Source organism: Thermogutta hypogea (assembly GCF_055386265.1).
Genome location: NZ_AP042425.1, coordinates 367,795 through 385,968, shown reverse-complemented (window position 1 = coordinate 385,968; position 18,174 = coordinate 367,795). Strand labels below are relative to the sequence as shown.

The 18,174-nt window shown below is 62.1% G+C and carries 12 protein-coding genes; 9 read left to right on the top strand and 3 right to left on the bottom strand.

What is annotated here, in order from left to right; all coding sequences use genetic code 11:
- Window positions 1-310 precede the first annotated feature (310 nt).
- The gene (locus ACZ5B4_RS01260; RefSeq protein WP_464912625.1) at window positions 311-1,768 is read left to right on the top strand and encodes a Mur ligase family protein; all 1,458 of its coding nucleotides are present in this window, start codon (window positions 311-313) and stop codon (window positions 1,766-1,768) included.
- A gap of 430 nt (window positions 1,769-2,198) precedes the next feature.
- Here the strand turns inward: ACZ5B4_RS01260 and rimO are convergent, their stop codons facing one another.
- Both rimO and ACZ5B4_RS01250 read right to left on the bottom strand, forming a co-directional pair.
- On the bottom strand, window positions 2,199-3,656 hold the full coding sequence (gene rimO / locus ACZ5B4_RS01255; RefSeq protein WP_464912624.1) for a 30S ribosomal protein S12 methylthiotransferase RimO: 1,458 nt from the start codon (window positions 3,654-3,656) through the stop codon (window positions 2,199-2,201).
- A 362-nt stretch (window positions 3,657-4,018) separates the two neighbouring features.
- Window positions 4,019-5,149, bottom strand: coding sequence for a GNAT family N-acetyltransferase (locus ACZ5B4_RS01250; RefSeq protein WP_464912623.1), 1,131 nt, complete (start codon window positions 5,147-5,149; stop codon window positions 4,019-4,021).
- A 540-nt stretch (window positions 5,150-5,689) separates the two neighbouring features.
- Here ACZ5B4_RS01250 and ACZ5B4_RS01245 point away from each other — a divergent pair.
- The 5 genes from ACZ5B4_RS01245 to ACZ5B4_RS01225 all read left to right on the top strand — a co-directional run bounded on the left by ACZ5B4_RS01245 (window position 5,690) and on the right by ACZ5B4_RS01225 (window position 12,296).
- Window positions 5,690-6,898, top strand: coding sequence for a cobalamin-independent methionine synthase II family protein (locus ACZ5B4_RS01245; protein WP_464912622.1), 1,209 nt, complete (start codon window positions 5,690-5,692; stop codon window positions 6,896-6,898).
- 318 nt (window positions 6,899-7,216) lie between these two features.
- The gene (locus tag ACZ5B4_RS01240; protein WP_464912621.1) at window positions 7,217-7,816 is read left to right on the top strand and encodes a flavodoxin family protein; all 600 of its coding nucleotides are present in this window, start codon (window positions 7,217-7,219) and stop codon (window positions 7,814-7,816) included.
- Window positions 7,817-7,872: 56 nt separating this feature from the next.
- Window positions 7,873-9,054 (top strand): FG-GAP repeat domain-containing protein, encoded by a 1,182-nt coding sequence (locus ACZ5B4_RS01235; protein WP_464912620.1) that lies wholly within the window; start codon window positions 7,873-7,875, stop codon window positions 9,052-9,054.
- A 141-nt stretch (window positions 9,055-9,195) separates the two neighbouring features.
- Window positions 9,196-10,923, top strand: a complete 1,728-nt coding sequence (locus ACZ5B4_RS01230; RefSeq protein ID WP_464912619.1) for a hypothetical protein — start codon at window positions 9,196-9,198, stop codon at window positions 10,921-10,923.
- Between the two features lie 98 nt (window positions 10,924-11,021).
- The gene (locus ACZ5B4_RS01225; RefSeq protein ID WP_464912618.1) at window positions 11,022-12,296 is read left to right on the top strand and encodes a sialidase family protein; all 1,275 of its coding nucleotides are present in this window, start codon (window positions 11,022-11,024) and stop codon (window positions 12,294-12,296) included.
- Between the two features lie 29 nt (window positions 12,297-12,325).
- On the opposite strand, the gene ACZ5B4_RS01220 is transcribed toward ACZ5B4_RS01225, so the two are convergent.
- Complete coding sequence (locus ACZ5B4_RS01220) at window positions 12,326-13,117, bottom strand: ThuA domain-containing protein (RefSeq protein WP_464912617.1); 792 nt, start codon at window positions 13,115-13,117, stop codon at window positions 12,326-12,328.
- Between the two features lie 540 nt (window positions 13,118-13,657).
- On the opposite strand from ACZ5B4_RS01220, the gene purH reads away from it, so the two are divergent.
- The 3 genes from purH to ACZ5B4_RS01205 all read left to right on the top strand — a co-directional run bounded on the left by purH (window position 13,658) and on the right by ACZ5B4_RS01205 (window position 18,166).
- Window positions 13,658-15,232 carry a bifunctional phosphoribosylaminoimidazolecarboxamide formyltransferase/IMP cyclohydrolase gene (gene purH, locus ACZ5B4_RS01215; RefSeq protein WP_464912616.1) on the top strand — a complete coding sequence of 525 codons (1,575 nt, stop codon included), beginning with the start codon at window positions 13,658-13,660 and terminating at the stop codon, window positions 15,230-15,232.
- 34 nt (window positions 15,233-15,266) lie between these two features.
- Window positions 15,267-16,343, top strand: a complete 1,077-nt coding sequence (locus tag ACZ5B4_RS01210) for a mandelate racemase/muconate lactonizing enzyme family protein (RefSeq protein ID WP_464912615.1) — start codon at window positions 15,267-15,269, stop codon at window positions 16,341-16,343.
- 185 nt (window positions 16,344-16,528) lie between these two features.
- Window positions 16,529-18,166 carry a GH39 family glycosyl hydrolase gene (locus ACZ5B4_RS01205; protein ID WP_464912614.1) on the top strand — a complete coding sequence of 546 codons (1,638 nt, stop codon included), beginning with the start codon at window positions 16,529-16,531 and terminating at the stop codon, window positions 18,164-18,166.
- Window positions 18,167-18,174 lie beyond the last annotated feature (8 nt).

Here is an 18,174-nt window from a genome sequence, read left to right as displayed (position 1 = left end):
TCCGCATTTTCCGCGCCACCGCTCGACGGCGACGCTTCGGTGACCTCCGTCCACGGTTGACGGACCGCGCGATTGCGGTCCGCCATTTCCCGGCTTGACATATCCGGCGGAATCCGGAAAATCCCGCCTGACATGCACAAGGAAGTGCGTGGCCGGCTGCGACGGGCCGGACGCACCAAGCCGGCAAAGGCAAGGCCTTTTGGGCCCTGCCGGGGGTGGAGACGTTCTCCGCCCAGCGGTCCGCGTCGCCCGGTTATCGCACGGTCGGCGCTCTTGGAGGATCACCGCGGAGGTATGGAGGCCTCTGGCGATGGGTGTTTGCCCCGATACGGCAACGACGATTCGGTTGAACCGACTGCTGCCCGATCTTCATCTGGTCGGCGCCCAAGATGTAAAAATCACGGGGTGCCGACGACAGTCTCGGCGCATTGGGCCGGGCGACCTTTACATTGTGACTCTGGGTCCCGGACCGAAACGCGACGCGGCGCTGCGGGAGGCGGTAAAACGCGGCTGTGCCGCCGTCTTGGCCGATGCCCCCTTGGGAGAGCTGCCCGTCCCGGTCTGCTATGTCCGCGACGCGAAGACGGCCTTCGGAGAAATTGCTCAGGCGCTGCACGGTTATCCGGCCCGCAAGCTGCACCTGGTGGGTGTGGCGGGATCGGCGGGCAAGACGACCACGGCGTGCCTCATCGCAAGAATCCTGGGCGAGGCCGGACACGGCGTCGGCATGTTGAGCAGCTTGGGTTATTTCGACGGCGAAGATTCGGCCGCGGCGTCGCAATCCACTCCCGACCCGGATGAATTGGCCGGCCGCTTGTCGCGCATGGTCGAGAGCGGATGCACCCATGCCGTGCTGGAGGTCTCTGCGGCGGGGCTTGCGGACAAACGCCTGGCCGGGCTCGCCTTCCGCGCCGTCGCGGTTACGAATCAGCGGGGCACCCCAGGGCATGCAGACGCGATGCCGCTGGACGTGCTGCGGTATTTGGCTCAGGACGGTTGCGCCGTCTTGAATGCAGACGACGCGGCATGCCGAGCGTCCGCCGCCTGTGCGTCCAAACCGGTGCTCACGGTCGGATTGCAAGAGTCCGCGGACATCCAAGCGCGAGAGATTACGCGCGAGCTGGGAGAGGAGACGTTCTTCCTGACGGCCGGGAACGAAACCTTTCCCGTTCAAACCAAATTGTTCGGTCGGCACCATATACGGAACTGCCTGGTTGCGGCAGGTGTGGGTTTGACGGCGGGCGTGCCCATTGAGACCGTCGTCAAAGGGCTGGAAGCCGTTACGCCGCTGCCCGGCCGCATGCAGCCGGTGATTTGCGGCCAACCGTTTTCCGTGTTCGTGGACGCCGCGGGCGACGCGCACACCTTGGATGCCGTTCTCTCCACCCTGCGGCCGATGGTAGCCGGCCGGCTGATTTGTATTAGCCGACCGCCGGCCCGACGTGCCGACGACGCGGCGTGGGTCCGGGTACTGGAGAGCCGCACTGATTTGGCCGTGCTCACGACGGGCGACCCCGCCCACGACGATTTTTCCCTCTTGATCGATCGCGTGGAAAAACATATTTATACGCCCGCTCGTTTTCGACGCGTTGCCAATCGCACGGAAGCGATTGCGTGGACCTTGCACCAAGCGCGAGAAAACGACTGCGTGGTGATAGCGGGCAACGGGCACAGGTTGTGGCAACCGCGTCCCCACGATCCGCTGCGAGTGGACGACTATCAACTTGCCAAGCAGTGGCTATATCAAGAGTTTGAACCGTCGGCTTAATGCGAAGCCCTCCGCCGCACGCCGGCCGCGAACGACCGGAAGTGCCGGGAGAGACGGGACGGTGTCGACGGATCGAAGGTGCGGCTGTTTTACCCCTTGAAGGGGCCGGCGGTTCGAGCGGACCGTCGGAAAAACCAATCCATCAAGGAAGGAGCCAGCGGGAAGCCCCATCGATTGCGACTGGGTTTGCGGGAGCCTAGCGCAGCCCTCCCTCCTGGGGTCGAAGCACGAAGCTTGTCGGAAATTGCGGTTTCTGGGTCGGCCGCTCCGGCGAGCGCTTCGCGGTGGGGCTTTGATTTGCCTGACGGCGGGGGCGACGCTTGCCGCGTCGCTCCTCGCCGGTCAGGGGATCGAAATTCGGGCTTCTTCATCCGAATCGGCAAGCACACATTTCCTGTGTCCCGCTTCGCCGGCCGAGTGTGCAAGGCGATTACTGCTCAGAGACCGCGGCCTCCTCGATCGGCGCGGCCGCCAGGTCATAGCCCTCCGCGGCCATGATCTCGCATTCCACGAACTGTCCGGGCCGCAGTCCCTCACCGGTCACGTAAACCGCGCCGTCAATCTCCGGAGCATCGGCGTACGAACGTCCGAGCCAGACGCCCTCCTGCTCCGGCACGGGTTGATCCAGCAGCACGGTCAGCCTTCGTCCCACTTGGTTTCGCGACCACTGGTAGGTGATTTTCTGCTGGACGGCCATCAATCGGTCGCGCCTCTCCTGGATCACGCGACGCGGAAGATGCTCCTTCATGCGGTCGGCGGGCGTGCCCGGCTCGCGCGAGAATTCGAATACTCCCATGCGCTCGAAACGCTGCTCCCGGACGAACTCGGTAAGCTCCTCGAACTCGCGCTCGGTTTCACCGGGAAAGCCGACGATCATCGTCGTCCGCAGCACCAGATTCTTGACGGCGGAGCGTAGGCGATCCAGCAAGACCTCGGTTTCCGCCCGGCCGACGCGGCGCTTCATCCGTCGCAGAATCCGGTCGTTGATGTGTTGCAGGGGAAGATCCAAATACGGCAGAATCTTGCCCCCCTCGGCCAAGACCTCGATCAGTTCGTCCGTAAAGTACATGGGATACAAGTACATCAGGCGGATCCAGCGGATTTCCTCGATTTCCCGCAGTTGCCGCAGCAGCTCCGCCAGCATCGGACGACCGTACAAGTCCAGGCCGTAGTACGTCGTGTCTTGAGCCACCACGATGAGTTCGCGGACGCCGTCCGCCGCCAGGCTCCGCGCTTCTGCCACCACCTCTTCCATCGGTTTGGTGACGTGCTTTCCCCGGATGTGGGGAATCGTGCAAAACGTGCAGAGCCGGTCGCAGCCCTCGGATATCTTCAAATACGCGAGATGCCTGGGAGTTACGCGGAAGCGCCGGGCATCATTCATCGGCACGACGGAGGCGGGCTGGAACAGCGTCCGCTGTTCCCGGATGCCGCCCAAGACGCGGTCCGCGGCACGGACGATTTCTTCTCGCGCGAACAGGCCCACCACCTGATCCACGTCGGGATAGCGCTTCAGCAGCGCTTCGCGATCGCGCTCCGCTAAACAGCCCGCCACGACCACCCCCGAGATACGCCCCCGGCGCTTCAGCTTGAGTATATCCTCGATGACCGAGAAGGATTCCTGACGTGCCGCTTGCAGAAACCCGCAAGTATTGATAACGACGATGTCGGCCCGATCGGGTTCGGTCACGAGTCGATAGCCGTCGGCCTCGAGCAGGCCGAGCATGTGTTCTCCGTCCACGAGGTTTTTGGGACACCCCAGCGCGATGAGACTGCACGTCCCCTTGATCCGGCCATCACCGGATACCGGGCCGTCACCGGAGGCATTCCTGGAGTCCGAACGCGGGGGATGCTGAAGGATCGGTAGAGAGTCCGGCGACTCAGACATCGAGCGATCTCGCTTACACCTAAGAATGCAAGAACGAACCGGCGGCGGACCGCCGATCCCCTAGAATTGTGCCGAGCCCGTTGGGAAGCGACGCGGCACCTCGACGGCCGGCCGCTTTCAGGCGAATCATCCTGCAGCGCATTTGCGGCGCCGTTCCGACCATCGTCCCCTTTGTGGCCTTTTTTTAAGTAGCGGCACTCTAAAGGGTGAACGATTCATCGTATACGCAATACCCTGGTTGGGTAAGGGGCGACCGATCGCTTTCGGAAGCGGATTCTCTCTGAAATGGGTGCGGGACGATGCGAGGGCCCGTCGATGCTTTCCCGCAGCGGCGGGCGGTTTCAGCTGGGTTGAAGGCCGGCTCAAGCCGATCGCCGGGCGAGGATCGCGTCCCGCGACGAAAACAGGTCGCCCCACCAGCGCCGCAATCGGAGCAACCGACCGCGGAACGACTCGGAGTAGTACGTGTACCGGTAACTGACGGCGACTTGGGTGGCCCAGTAATCCTTGAACCGGCTACGTCCCGGGCCGAGGTCGAATTCCACATCGCCCCGCCGACAGCTATCTTCGACCATCAAACGCATGAGGGCGGTTCCCGGACCATCTGCCCGTCGGGCGGGATCGTAGCCCATCCGAAGACCGATGATGCGGCCTTGGTGGACATAGTTGTAGGCATAGGCGACGGGCTGATCGTCCAGATACAGGAGGTTCAGGTCCAGACACCCAAGTTGGGCGGCCGCGGCGTGCAGGTCGCGGAGAAACTCCCGCGTCGCCGGATGGGCCAGGGTCGTACCGGAATCTTGTTTTCCCTGCCAACTCTTTTCGGCAATGGCAACGCATGCGTTGAACAGGTCCCATCGCGGGTCTGTTTCTTGCCGCCCGCGACCGGCCGGTCGGTGGCGGACCAAACGCACGTTGTGCCGCTCTCTCAAGCGGCGGAGGTGCCTTTCCACTTCGCGGCGACGCTCGGGAGACCGCGCGCGTTGCAGGGCGTCCCAACCCCCGCCCGTCTCGATCAGCGGGTACTCCATCCAGGGTTGAGCGATCGGCGTCATACCCACTTGACGCATGGCCGCCGGGGTTCGCATCCCGTCCGTCCGATGACCGTCAACCCAGCGCAGATCGATGATGTCGCAGCCCTCGGAGGAATCAGCAACATGGCGTAAAGCCGGCAGCAGGGTTGCCGTGGGTCGGCTTCCGACCGGGCCGTAAAATCCTCCCCAATCATCCAGGGGGTAGGTGAGTGTGCGGACCGGTCCTAGCGGTGAAGGGCGGCGGAGTACCACCAGCGGTAAGATCCCGACGATTTCCCCCTCGGACTCGACCAGCAGGACACGCATCTGCTTATCGTGTCCAAAATGCCGCCAATAAATGGCGAACCACTCGTAGGTCAAAAAGAAGTCGGCGCGGCGAGTCTCCTCCCAAAGCCGATGCCAGACGAAGCGGTAGGCTTCGAGGGCGTCCAGAGAATTGAGTTCGAGCACTCGGGCCATGCGGAGGAGGCAGTTCGGCGAAAAAGGGTGATCGCTGAGTTGCGGATGCCCTTCACGGCGGCAATGCGGTCCCTACGCGTGCTACCGAAGGGACCAGTCTGAGATTACTTATCGAGCAAAAGACATTCCAGCGATTGGGCAAATTGCACAATCTAGCCAAACGTCCTTTGATTATTGTCGCAACGGAACTTCAAAATCGGATTATGAATGTTCCGCAGCCTCGCCATACCGCGGGCACTGGGCCCGCCCCCGCAACCCGCTGGCACGGCAAGCAAACCGACAGCCAAGGCGCAGTCACTATGACATCGCCTGATAAACCAAAGCTTGGTTGCCCGAGCTAAATCCTGCGTCTTTTTGCGAATCCCACTTTGCTGCCTCGTTGCTCCGAGGCAACACCGCTCCTAAAATGTCACCTGTTGTTGCTGGAAATCGGTCTCGTTTTCGTGCCGGTTGTGACACCGTTCGACGATCCCTAAAGGTCTTGACGGCCGTTTCGTGTGGAAACGTCCCATCCGGCGCTGCTCTCGGGGAGATGTGAACATGTTCACCGTGACCAAAGACTTGATGCTGCCGTGCACGACCACCGGTTCTTTTCCTCGCCCCCGCTGGTTCGACGTAAGCATGTGGGGACGGCCGCTCGACACCTGCATGATGGATGTCCGCTTCCGAGAGAAGTTCCAGGACGCCTTGGCCGTGGTGGTCAGCGATCAGGAGCGGGCAGGGTTGGACCTTGTGACGCCCGGCGATTTCCACTGCGACGAGGATTTCGCGGGCCGATCCTGGCATCACTACCCGCTTCAACGCTGGAAGGGATTGGAAGGCGACTTGCTGCAATCGGAAGAGACGCGGTCGCCTTGGTTGCGGTACCCGCCCGGAACGTTGCTGCACGAAATCTACACCGGCTGGCGTTGGCCCATCGTCACCGACAAGGTGGAGCATCGCCCCTTGGATTACCCCAAGATTTGGCGGATGACCCAAGCAAAGACCCAAAAACCGGTGCGATTCGGCACGTGCTGCTCCCAGGTCATGAGCTTGTTTCTCGACATCCACACGGAGAAGTACAAAGACAAACGCGAGTTGATCTGGGACATGGCCGTCGCCATGAACAAGGAGCTGCTGGCCCTGCGCGACGCGGGTTGCAAGTGCATTCAGGTGGAGGAGCCGTGCTTGCATTTCATGGCCAACAGCCAAGGAAAAGACCATCCCGACGTGCGATTCATGCTGGAGGCCTATAATCGCGAGGTGGAGGGGCTGGACGACGTGGAGATCTGGATCCACACCTGCTGGGGAAATCCCAACATGCAGCGCGTGATGGAGGACACCAGCTACGCCGCTTCCTTGGAGATGTACCTGTACGAGTGTAAAGGCGACGTGTGGACCCTCGAGATGAAGGACCGCAACTTCAAGGACATCGAACTCTTCGGGTCGCTGTCGCGCGGGCTGGAAAAGAAGATTTGCGTGGGCGTGGTCAGCCACCGTACGCTCCAGGCGGATCGCCCGGAAGACGTGGCCGCGGAGGTGCGTCGCGCCTTGAAGTATATCCCGCCCGAAAAACTGGTCATTTCCAGCGATTGCGGCTTCGGTCGCCAGGGGTGCAATCGGGAAATCGCCTTTTACAAGTCGGCGGCGATTGCCCAGGGGGTGAACATCGTCCGGCAAGAGCTGGGGTTGCCGACCACTCGCGTGCCTGCCGCGGACCCCGCCTTGCAGATCGACATCGTGCCCAAGACCGCTGCCGCCACGAATTGATTGAGCGAACCGCCCGGCTCGGTGATGCACACTCCTCGGTGACACGGCGACGGCCCCGCGTCAAACGGGCGAGAAAGGTTTGCGTTCGGCTTGACCGGCCCACGGGGTGTTTCCACTTGATTGTGTTGCGACCGTGCGCAGAATCGCGCCGGGGTGTGGCGTCTGTTGATTCCGCAGGCTCCTCCCGTCCCCGGAGGACTGTGCTTCTTGCGCGCCGGCTTGAAGGAGCGGCCACCGGTAACATCATTATTGTGCCCGGCTTATTGCGTCTGGATTCGCGTCAGGAGTGCTTGGCTTGTGGTTTAGGAGGCAGCGGATATGGTGCGGGTCGTAGTCGTGTATCACAGCAGATTCGGCCACACGCAGCGGCAGGCCGAGGCCGTTCAGAGAGGCGCCGGCAGCGTGTCCGGCACGCAGGCCGAATTGTGGACCGTGCAGCAAGCAATCGACAATTTGGACGGCTTGGATTCCGCCGATGCCATTGTTTTCGGGTGCCCCACCTACATGGGCAACATGTCGGCGGAGATGAAGCGATTTTTGGAGGCCGCGCTCGGCAAGTGGTTTACGCAATCGTGGCGCAACAAAATCGCCGGTGCGTTCACGAATTCCAGCTCGTTTTCCGGCGACAAACTCAATACGCTGGTGGGCTTGATGATAAACGCGCTTCAGCATGGTATGATCTATGTCGGCCTGGGAATGCCGCCCGCCGCCAACCGGCCGGACAGCATGAATTCCCTCCAAGGTCCGGGCCCCGACGCGCACAACCGTGTCGGATCTTGCATCGGGCCGATGGCTGCCAGCTTTCAGGTTGCTCCGGATGAGGCCCCGCCGCTCGGCGACCTGGAGACGGCCGAGGCTTACGGTCGGCGCATAGCCGAGGTAGCACATCAAATGAAGGTCGGTCGCGCATCCTCGTGAGCGAAAGCCTTGCCGCGCGGCCGGCGATCGACTCCCGCGCAAATGGAGAAAGCATCATGTTGCGAGCACTTGGGTTGGCCCTGCTTGCGGCCTTGCCTGCGGCTTCATCGCTTCGGGCGGCCGAGATCGTATTCGAGGCGCATCGCATCGGCAACTATCGCAGCGAGGCCTGCGGCGTGGCCGACTTCAACAACGACGGCAAACTCGACGTCGTGGCAGGCCCTTTCGTCTACCTGGCCCCGGATTGGAAGGCCGTCAAGATTCGCGATATCAAAGGCGAAGTGGACGAGCAGGGTAAGGGCTACATGTGGAACTTCGCCGATTTGCCGCTGGACGTGGACGGCGACGGCAAGATCGACGTCGTTTCGTGCGATTGGTTCGAGAAATGCCTGGATTGGCATCGGAACGTCGGGTTCGACGGCCGCATGTGGCCGCGAACCGTGATCGACGTCAGCGAAAACCACGAAACGGCCGATATCGGCGACTTGGACGGCGACGGCGTCGCGCATGAAATCATCCCGAATCTGGGAATTTCGGTATGGTGGGAGGCCGTGCGGGTAAACGGCTCCGTGCAATGGAAGCGGTACGTCATCAGCGAGAAACGGATGAACTTCGGTGCGGGAGTCGGAGACCTCAACGGCGACGGGCGTCCCGATTTCCTGCGGCCTGACGCCTGGTTCGAGGCTCCCGCCGATCCGCGACATGGTACCTGGATCGAACACCCCTGGAAGCTGGGCGGCGCCGACGAGAATACCTCCGATCATACGCCTCAGATCTTGGTGATCGACGTCAACGGGGACGGACTGAACGACGTGTTGACCAGCTCGGCCCACAAGTACGGCATCTTCTGGTACGAACAGCGGCGTCAGGGCGATCAGATCTCCTGGCAACGGCACGTCATCGACGACTCCTGGACGCAGGCCCATTCCCTCACCCTGGGCGACATTAACGGCGACGGCTTGCCCGACCTGGTGACCGGCAAGCGCTTCATGGCCCATAACGGCGGCGATCCGGGCGAGTTCGAGCCGCTCGGCGTGTATTGGTACGAATTGCAAAGGACGCCGGAAGTCCGCTGGGTCAAGCACGTCATCACGTATGACCAAGGCATCGGCTCGGGGCTGAACGTTCCCGTCGTGGACCTCGACGGAGATGGGGACCTGGACGTCGTCGTCACAGGGAAGTGGGGCGGACCCATGTGGTTCGAGAACAAGGGCCCGGCACCCGACGCTGAGAAATAGCCGCGGCGACCGAACGATCCACACGCCGCGCGTTCAATGCGTGCGACGGGGAATGATCGAAATTCCGCCGTGAACCGCGGGGACCGTTCCCTTGCCGGATCGAATTATGGGGTTGCGCATGGACAGAAGCGGAGGTGCAACATGAGTCGCCCGCGGTCGCAGGCATGGGTCGGTTCCTTTCCGCAGTCGCCTTGCATGTCTCTTGCGCGCTTGGGTGTCTTTTTGGTCGCCTGGCTTTCGCTATCCGCCTTGCCGGCGGCTGGCGCGGCGGAATATCAGGACCGATTCGTCTGGGTCTTCGGCTGGGGGCTGGGCCGCGACGGAGATGTGGACGAAGTCAACCGAGTCCTCCAATCCGCCGCCGAAAACGGCTGCAACGGGGCCGTGGTTTCGTTCGGCTTGGACAGCCTGTGCAAGCGACCACCCGAGTATTTCCGTCGCCTGGAGGCGGTTCAGGAGACCTGCCGACGGTTGAATCTGGAGTTGATCCCCGCCGTCTTTTCGGTGGGTTACGGCGGAGGCATCCTCAGCCACAATCGCTATCTGGCCGAGGGCTTGCCCGTCAAGGAAGCCCTGTTCGTAACGCAGGGCGACCGCGCTGTTTTGACGCCGGAACCGCCGGTGGAAGTGGCAAACGGCGGATTCGAGGATTTTTCAGGCAACCGTTTTCGCGGTTTCAACTTCCATGACCAGCCCGGGGAGGTGAGCTTCGCCGATACCGACGTCTTCCGTGGCGGCAAGGCATCCCTGCGGATGGAGAATTTCGGCTCCAATCCGCACGGGCACGGCCGCGTGATGCAGGAGATCGCCGTCCATCCCTACCGCTGCTATCGCGTCACGTGCTGGGTGAAGACGGAGCAATTAACGCCGCGCGGCGCGTTCCGGATTCAAGTTTTGGCGGGGAGCCGAACGCTGGCCCCTCTGGAGTTCGGCTTGCCTGAGACGGCCGATTGGACCAAGTGCACGTTCGTTTTCAACAGTCTTCAGTTCGATCGCGTGCGGCTGTATGCCGGAGTCTGGGGCGGTCGAGGGGGACGGTTTTGGCTGGATGATTGGTCGATCGAGGAGATCGGCCCGCTCAACGTGCTGCGGCGTCCGGGAACTCCGGTCACGGTCAAAGCCGAGGACGGCACGCTCTACGAGGAGGGCAAGGACTATTTGCCCCTCGAGGACCCCGCCTATAGTCCGTACCGTGCGGATCGCGAGGCTCCCGTCCTTCGATTGACGGAAAACAGCCGCATCCGCCCCGGGCAGCGACTGCGCGTGAGCTGGTATCACTCGCAGAAGATTCACGGCTCGCAAATCACGGTTTGCATGGGCGAACCGGAACTGTACGAGATCTTCGACCATGAAGCCGCTCTTTTGGCGAAGCACCTCCAGCCGAAAAAGGTCTTGCTGAACATGGATGAAGTCCGCATGGGCGGAACGTGCGAGGCCTGTCGCGGTCGCGATATGGCGGAGCTTTTGGGACAGTGCGTGCAGCGGCAGGTGGAGTCGCTGCGGCGGTACAATCCCGGTGTTGAGGTCTATATCTGGTCCGACATGTTCGACCCCAACCACAACGCTCACGGCGATTACTACCTGGTGGAGGGCGATTTCACCGGATCGTGGAAGCACGTGCCCAAGGACGTGATCATGGCGGTGTGGGGTGGAAAGCCGCGTCCCGAGAGCCTCACGTTCTTCGACAAGCAGGGTTTCCGCATGCTCGTCGCGTGCTATTACGACGCGGATGATCTGGAGGACGTCCAGGGTTGGATGCGAGAGGCCCGCAATTTATCCGGCGTGCGCGGCTTCATGTACACTCCGTGGACGAAACGCTACGATCTCTTGCCGCAATTCGGCCGGCTGATCGGCGGGCGAGCGGATTGAATCGGCCAAAGCGGCCTGCCGATTGCCTTCGCGGCCGATCCCGAAATGGTTCGCAACCAGCGGCCGGGTCGCCCGGACTCTTGAAGAGGGAATGCATCATGCGCCGACTCGGGTTCTTGATTTTGGCGTGGCTCTCGCTTCTGTTTCGGCCGGGCCTCGGTCTGGGCGACGACGAAGCGGCTCGATTCTTGGCCATGACGCCCGAAGAGATTCGGGCATACGAACTGGACCTCATGCGTCGCGTGGCCGATTTGGCTCTCATCCCGCCGCGGCTTAACACGACCCCTCTGCCGCAGTATGACTACGATAAGCTCGATTACGGCATGACGATCGGTATCGAGCGCACCCCGCAGGGGAGGCTTTGGGCCTGTTGGGTCGCCGGAGGAGACAGCCCCAAAGCGTTTTTCGTCCTTGCCGTGAGCGACGATGACGGTGAAACCTGGTCCAAGCCGTGCCTGGTCATCGACTCGCACTCTGCCAACTTGCCCATGGACCGGACCGTGATCATCGGCAATCTTTGGACGGATCCCTTGGGCCGATTGTGGCTGTTCTTCGACCAGACCATGAATCACTTCGACGGCCGGGCGGGCGTTTGGGCAACCATCTGTAGTAACCCCGACGATGCCAAGCCGCAATGGTCGCCGCCGCGACGCATCTGGCACGGAGGCATGCTGAACAAACCGATCGTGCTTTCCACCGGCGAATGGGTCTTGCCGATCTACTTGAACCAATTCCCGGGTTTTGGGCCGTTCCGAGACCTCTTCCGGGAATTGGATCCTTGGCGCGGCGCTCACATGTTCGTGTCAACCGATCACGGCGAAAGTTGGGAGCGACGGGGGGGACCCGTCCAGTTCCCCAACCCGGATTGGATCGAGCACATGTTTATTGAGCGTCAGGACGGTACCCTGTGGATGTTGGCACGGACTCGGTCGGGCATCATGCAATCGACCTCGGCGGACCGCGGACGAAGCTGGTCGCAACCGACCGAGCTATCGGGCGTCGCGCATCCCAATGCCCGATTCTTTATCCGCCGCCTCGCTTCAGGGCGTATCCTCTTGGTCAAGCACGGCGACGCCATCGACTCCCACCAAGGCCGAGTGAAGCTCAGCGCATGGCTTTCCGAAGACGACGGCAAGACCTGGCAAGGCGGACTGATCCTGGATGATCGCGCGGGCGTGTCCTATCCCGATGGATTTCAGGCCCCGGACGGCACGATCTACGTCTCTTACGACCGCAATCGTGCCACGGATGGCGAAATCCTCATGGCCCGTTTCACCGAAGAGGATGTCTTGGCGCGGCAGCTCGTCGGGGCCAAATCCCGCTTGGCAATGCTGATCAGTCGTCCCTTGGGCAAGCAGCAGTCGAAACGTTGACCGGCAATGACGGCACGACTTCGCCGCCTTCAATCGGGCACTTCCTGCTTGCAGACCCAGTAGATCGCATTGGTGAGCATGCGGACGAACGACCGATGACGGAAATCATCCGGATGGCCGAGCGACGTATAGAAGATGCGACCGCCGTTGTGGATTCGGGTCCAGGCTACCGGCTCCGTATGCCCGGGGATGGTGCCGTTTAACAAAACCGTAACGTCATCCGCCACATTCGGATTGCGATACAGACTGCCCTGCGATACGTACGGCTCGAATCCCCGCACGATCGGATGGTCCTTGCCGGTTGGGGCAAGCTCGATTCGCGGCAGCAGGTCCTTGCCGTAATGGTTGCCGTAGTCGCCGCCGAAAACCTCTTTGTCGAGTGCAAGCCATTTTTGGAAAGCGTGGCTCGCCGTGCGAATACCGATCGCCGGCCGCCCCGAGGCGAAGTAGCGCTTGATCCGCTCCAAAGGCTCGCCGTCGATTTCCAACCGCCGCGTGAAAAGCACCATGCAGTCGCAGCGATCCAGGGCCTCCAAGCCCGGGAGGTCCGTCAAACCTCGCGCGAAGGCCTTATCCGAAACGATGCCGAAATTCTCCTCAAGGTAATCGGCCAACCAGGTCAAGGATTCGTCCGAACGGTATTCCTCCGAGCCGGAAACCAAGCACAATCGCAACGTCTTGGGCGGCGGCTTGGGTGCGTCTTCAACTTCCAGAAACTCGGCCACGACCTCCGAATGCGGCAGCGCCGCCAACGTGGCGGTAAGCCCGACCGTCTGGTGCGCGGAGTGGAAAATGAAACGTCGGCGGTTCAGGCGAGACATGGCTCCGCTCTCACAGGCGTATGGCAGGATGCGTAACAATTTGGCGAGATGCCGATCCGCTGCCCTCTTCCCGACAGGGCCGTTACTCAATTATTCCCGGCCGATCGCCGCGCGTCCAATCGTTCCCAGCGCCCTTGTCGAGGTTTTCTTCGGAGTGCGTTCCGCGAGAACGGCCCAGGCAAGGCGAGCCGAACCGGTAAACGATGTGTTAGCGGCAAGGTCTTCCGGGAATAGGGGTTGGCGGGTCAAACCGGTCGCTCTCTCCAGCTTCTTATCCCGTATCCTTGACCGATGGGGCAGCGTGCGCTACACTCCGGTTTTGGTGAGCCGATGCGGTCTTTCGATGCGTTCACCGTGACCCGCGCCGCGGGTCTGCGGGCCGTTCCTTGACCGCGTGATTTGCTGCTGTGCAATGCACGCCGCCGGCTCTACGAAGGAGATCGGTCGCGCCGGAGCTGTCGGCTGCCGTTCGGAGGCGGAGCAAACACACCCTCCATCTTGAACCTTGCTGGAAAAGTGAAATCTGAGAGTTTCGAAAAAATGCCCGACCCCAAGATTCAGCGAGCTTTGGTCAGCGTCAGTAATAAGTTGGGCCTTGCTTCGTTCGCGCGGGGTCTGGCGGATGCCGGCGTGGAAATCTTCTCCACGGGGGGGACGCGGGCCTTTCTGGAACAGGAAGGAATTCCGGTTCGCGACGTGGCCGGTTACACGGGCTTTCCCGAGATGATGGATGGGCGGATCAAGACGCTTCATCCCAAGGTTTTCGGCGGTATTCTTTGCCGGCACGACCACGCCGAGGACATGCAGGCCCTGGAGACGCACGGGATTTTGAGTTTCGAATTGGTCGTGGTCAATCTGTATCCCTTCCAGGCCACCGTCGCCCGACCTGATTGTACCGAGGACGAAGCCATCGAGAAGATCGACATCGGCGGACCGTCGCTGGTGCGAGCGGCGGCCAAGAACCACGCCTTCGTGACGATCGCGACGGATCCCAGTCAGTACGCGGATATTCTGGCCCAAGTGCAGGAGCGCGGTTCCACCACGTTGGAAACCCGGCGACGATTGGCGGCGGCGGCCTTCGCCCATACCGCCGAGTACGATCGGGCGATCGCGGCTTGGTTCGCCGACCGAACTCGGTCGACAAAGGAAGAACTTCCCGAACGGATCGATTTGAGGGCGGACCGCCTTTCGGCCCTGCGTTACGGCGAGAACCCGCATCAAAAGGCCGGTGTGTACGTCTTTCCGGGCTTTTCCGGCGTCGGCGTGGTCACGGCCCGCCAACTCCACGGCAAGGAGCTATCGTACAACAACCTATTGGACCTGGATAGCGCGCTGGAAATCGCTCGGTTCTTCACGTCGCCGGCAGCGGTGGTCATCAAGCACAACAACCCGTGCGGCGCGGCCGCGGCCCCAACCCTGGCCGAGGCTGCGAAAAACGCCCTCGCGGGCGATCCCGTCAGCGCCTACGGCTCGATTTTAGGTTTCAACCGGACCGTCGATGTTGCGACCGCCGAGGTGCTCTGCGGAGAAGGGCTTTTCGTGGAAGCGATCGTGGCCCCCGCTTATGACCCGGCCGCGCTGGCGATGTTACAAGAGCGACCCAAATGGCGAAAGAATGTTCGTTTGTTGGAAGTCGGGAACATCGAGGGACGTCGCGAAGAGTGGTCGTTTCGGGTTCTCGCCGGCGGACTGTTGCTTCAGCAGGCCGATAACCTACCGGATGACGAGACCGATTGGAAGGTGGTCACGCAATCCGCTCCCCCCGACGATCTGATGGACGATCTGCGATTCGCCTGGTCCATGGTCCGATTCGTCAAGTCCAATGCCATCGTCCTAGCCAAGAACGGGATGTTGGCGGGAGTGGGAGCCGGGCAGATGAGTCGCGTCGACTCCACGGAAATCGCCATTCAGAAGGCGGGCGACCGCGCCTCAGGCTCGGTGCTGGCTTCCGACGCGTTCTTCCCCTTCCCCGATTCGATCGATCGAGCGGCAACCGCGGGGATTCGGGCGATCATTCAGCCCGGCGGCTCCATTCGCGATCAAGAGGTCATCGAGGCCTGCAATCGGCGCGGCGTGCCGATGATCTTCACCGGACGCCGGCATTTCAAACATTGATCTCTCCGACCCGGAGAGCCGCGTTCTCCCAGCCATGATCATCCGCGACCTGGAGTTTCAATTGATCCGAGTCCCGAATGAACGGGGGTACGCGCGGGATCGCCTGGTACTGGTTCGTTTAGTTTTCGACGCGGATTTGGAAGGCTGGGGAGAGGCGGCCCTGCCTTGGCGCATCACGGAACCCGGGCCGAGACGCGACTTCCTGCTCCCTATTTTGGCGGGCCGCAATGTCTCCGACATCGCCGAACTGCTCGAACTGGAACCGCTCTATCCGCGAGCACTCAAAGCCGCCGTGGAAACCGCCTGTTGGGACGCCTTGGGGCGTGCGGCAGGGCAGCCCATAGCGCGACTGTTGGGCGGCGTCTATCGGCAACGCATTCCGTGCTCCCTGCGGCTTCAGTCGGAAGCTCCGGAGGATTTGGAGGCCGAAACTCGCCGCGCGATCGAGGCGGGGCACGCGTTGCTCCTGCTGGCCGCATCGGGATACGTGGAGAACGACGTCCGTCGCCTGAAGGCGGTCCGCGCAGCGGCCGGGCCGCATGTCAGCCTCCGTTTCGACGCGGCCGAATTGTTCGACCTCCCTTCCGCCGTGCGATTGGCTCACGAGCTGGAGGCCTTCGAGTCGCTCCTAATCATCGATCCTTTGCGCCGCGCCGGCTGGGATCTTTATTATCAATTGCAGCGCGGCAGCGATGTGCCGATTGCCGCCTACCGCCAGATCACTTGCCCGGCGGACGTTTTTGCGGCCGCCCGAGCGGCTGCGGTCGATCATGTCATCGTGGACCCTGCCAGGGTCGGGGGGATTCTCCGCGCGCGAGATTGCGTCGCGGTGGCGGAGGCTGCCAATCTTGGGTGTTCGCTCTGTTGTCCCTCGTCGGTAGGAATCCAGTCGGCAGCCGCGCTACAGCTTGCTTCCGCCTTGCCGGCCTTGACCGTGGGGCACGACCTGCCCTCTCCCCAAGCAGTGAGCGCTTCCGCCGTCCGCGGCCTCAAGATGTCGGACGGAATGTTCGAGGCCCCCCTGGGTCCCGGGTTGGGTATCGAAATCGATCGCGAGGAGATCGACGGCTTGGCGGCTGCTCGCGATGTGGACGACCTTTTTCCGCAATAGACCGGCAACACAAGTGACCGTCGTGCGACGGGACGATTTGGGAGCGGAATGCGGAATCGGCAAACTCGGTCGCCGTGTCAACCAAGGTGATCGCTTGCCCCTGGGTCGAGTGTGAATTAATCTGCGTGGCATGCGTCCAAAATGTGCTCTTATTCCAATCTCCGGCATTGGTAGGAATTCGTATCATGGCGTCACCGCAAGAGCGATTCGTCAAAATCTCGCGCCGTTCGATTCTGACCGGTCTGGCCGGCATGGGGGTCGGCGTCGGCATCATTCGGCGGAGCTCGGCCGAGACCTCAACTCCGGTCGTCCGAGCTCCCCATCCCCGGACATGCACGCATACCCGCGTCATGCTCGACGGCTCCGCCGCGGCACAAGATTGGCTGAGCACAAACGTGGGACCGCGATTCGGGGTCGTTCGGCCGCGTCCCGCCCGAGATATCGCAGCCTCGCCCTTGTCCGTTGGAATGGAGACCTTGGATCGGCGGATGTTCGAGCCGGATCGGACCTATGAAGCCCTGGCGGAATTGGGAGTGAAATGGGCCCGCCTCCAGACCGGCTGGGCTAGGACCGAAACCCGGCCCGGCGTCTATGATTTCGCTTGGCTTGACGAAGTTGTGGACGCGGTGTCGGACCGGGGCGTTCAACCCTGGTTCAACCTGGGCTACGGAAACCGCCTGTACACACCGGAGGCCCCTGACGATTCCGCCGTGGGCTGGATTCCGATTTTTCGCGAGGATGCGATGACGGCTTGGCTCAAATTCGTGAGCGCTTGCGCCCGACATTTTCGCGGGCGCGTGCGCCACTGGGAGCTTTGGAACGAGCCGAACATCGCCAACTTTTGGAAACCGAATCCTCCCTCGGCCGAAATCTACGTTCGTTTCGTCGCGCAAACCGCCTCTGCGATTCGCCGTGAAATCCCGGATGCCGTTTTGATCGGCGGCGCTTTGGCGGGCATGCCGACGGATTACCTCACGTCGGCCCTTCAGCACGGGCTCTTGGATCATGTGGACAAGGTGTCTTACCACCCCTACCGTCCCATACCGGAAAAAGGCTATGCACAGACGCTGGAGACGTGGCGGCGGCTCCTCCGCGAGTACGCCGGGAATCGCCCCGTCCCCGGGCTGTGGCAGGGCGAGAACGGTTGCCCCTCCCAAAAAGGCAGCGCCGGCGCTCTGGCCGATCAAGACTGGAATGAAGTGCGGCAGGCGAAGTGGCTGTTGCGCCGTATCCTTTACGACTTGGTGCTGGGAGTGGAGCTGACTTCGTACTTCCACTTGGTCGATCTGCTGCGTTACAACTGGGGCTCCGGCCCGACGGATCGCGGCAATTTCAAGGGTTTGCTACGAGGAAAGGACTATTCGCCCAAGCCGGCCTATTCGGCCTATCAGCGTGTGTGCGCCCTTTTCGACGCCGCCACCCAGCGGAGTACCGAAGCCGACCAGGCTGCCGTTGTAGACACGTCATCGGCGGTCTGCCTTTTGGCCGAGCAGGACGCTTCCCACCCCGAGGTCTTGCCGAGCGTTCCCGAAGTGGATGGAGAACTGATCGGCCCGGCGGGATTTCTGCGCCGCGGAGTACCGCTCTGGGTCTTCTGGACGGCTTCTTCGACCACGACGGATGCCGTGCCGCAAATCGTTGATCTCCGAATTCAGGATTCTCCGGGCGCGCCCCTGCGGCGGCCGGTCTTGATCGACCCGCTCTCCGGCGGCGCGCACCACCTCCTGCATGCACGTCGCTTTGCAGGCGGTTGGCAGATCGAAGAGGTTCCCCTGGCGGACTATCCCCTGATCGTGGCGGACTCGACGGTTCTGAACTCGTGAGACCTGCA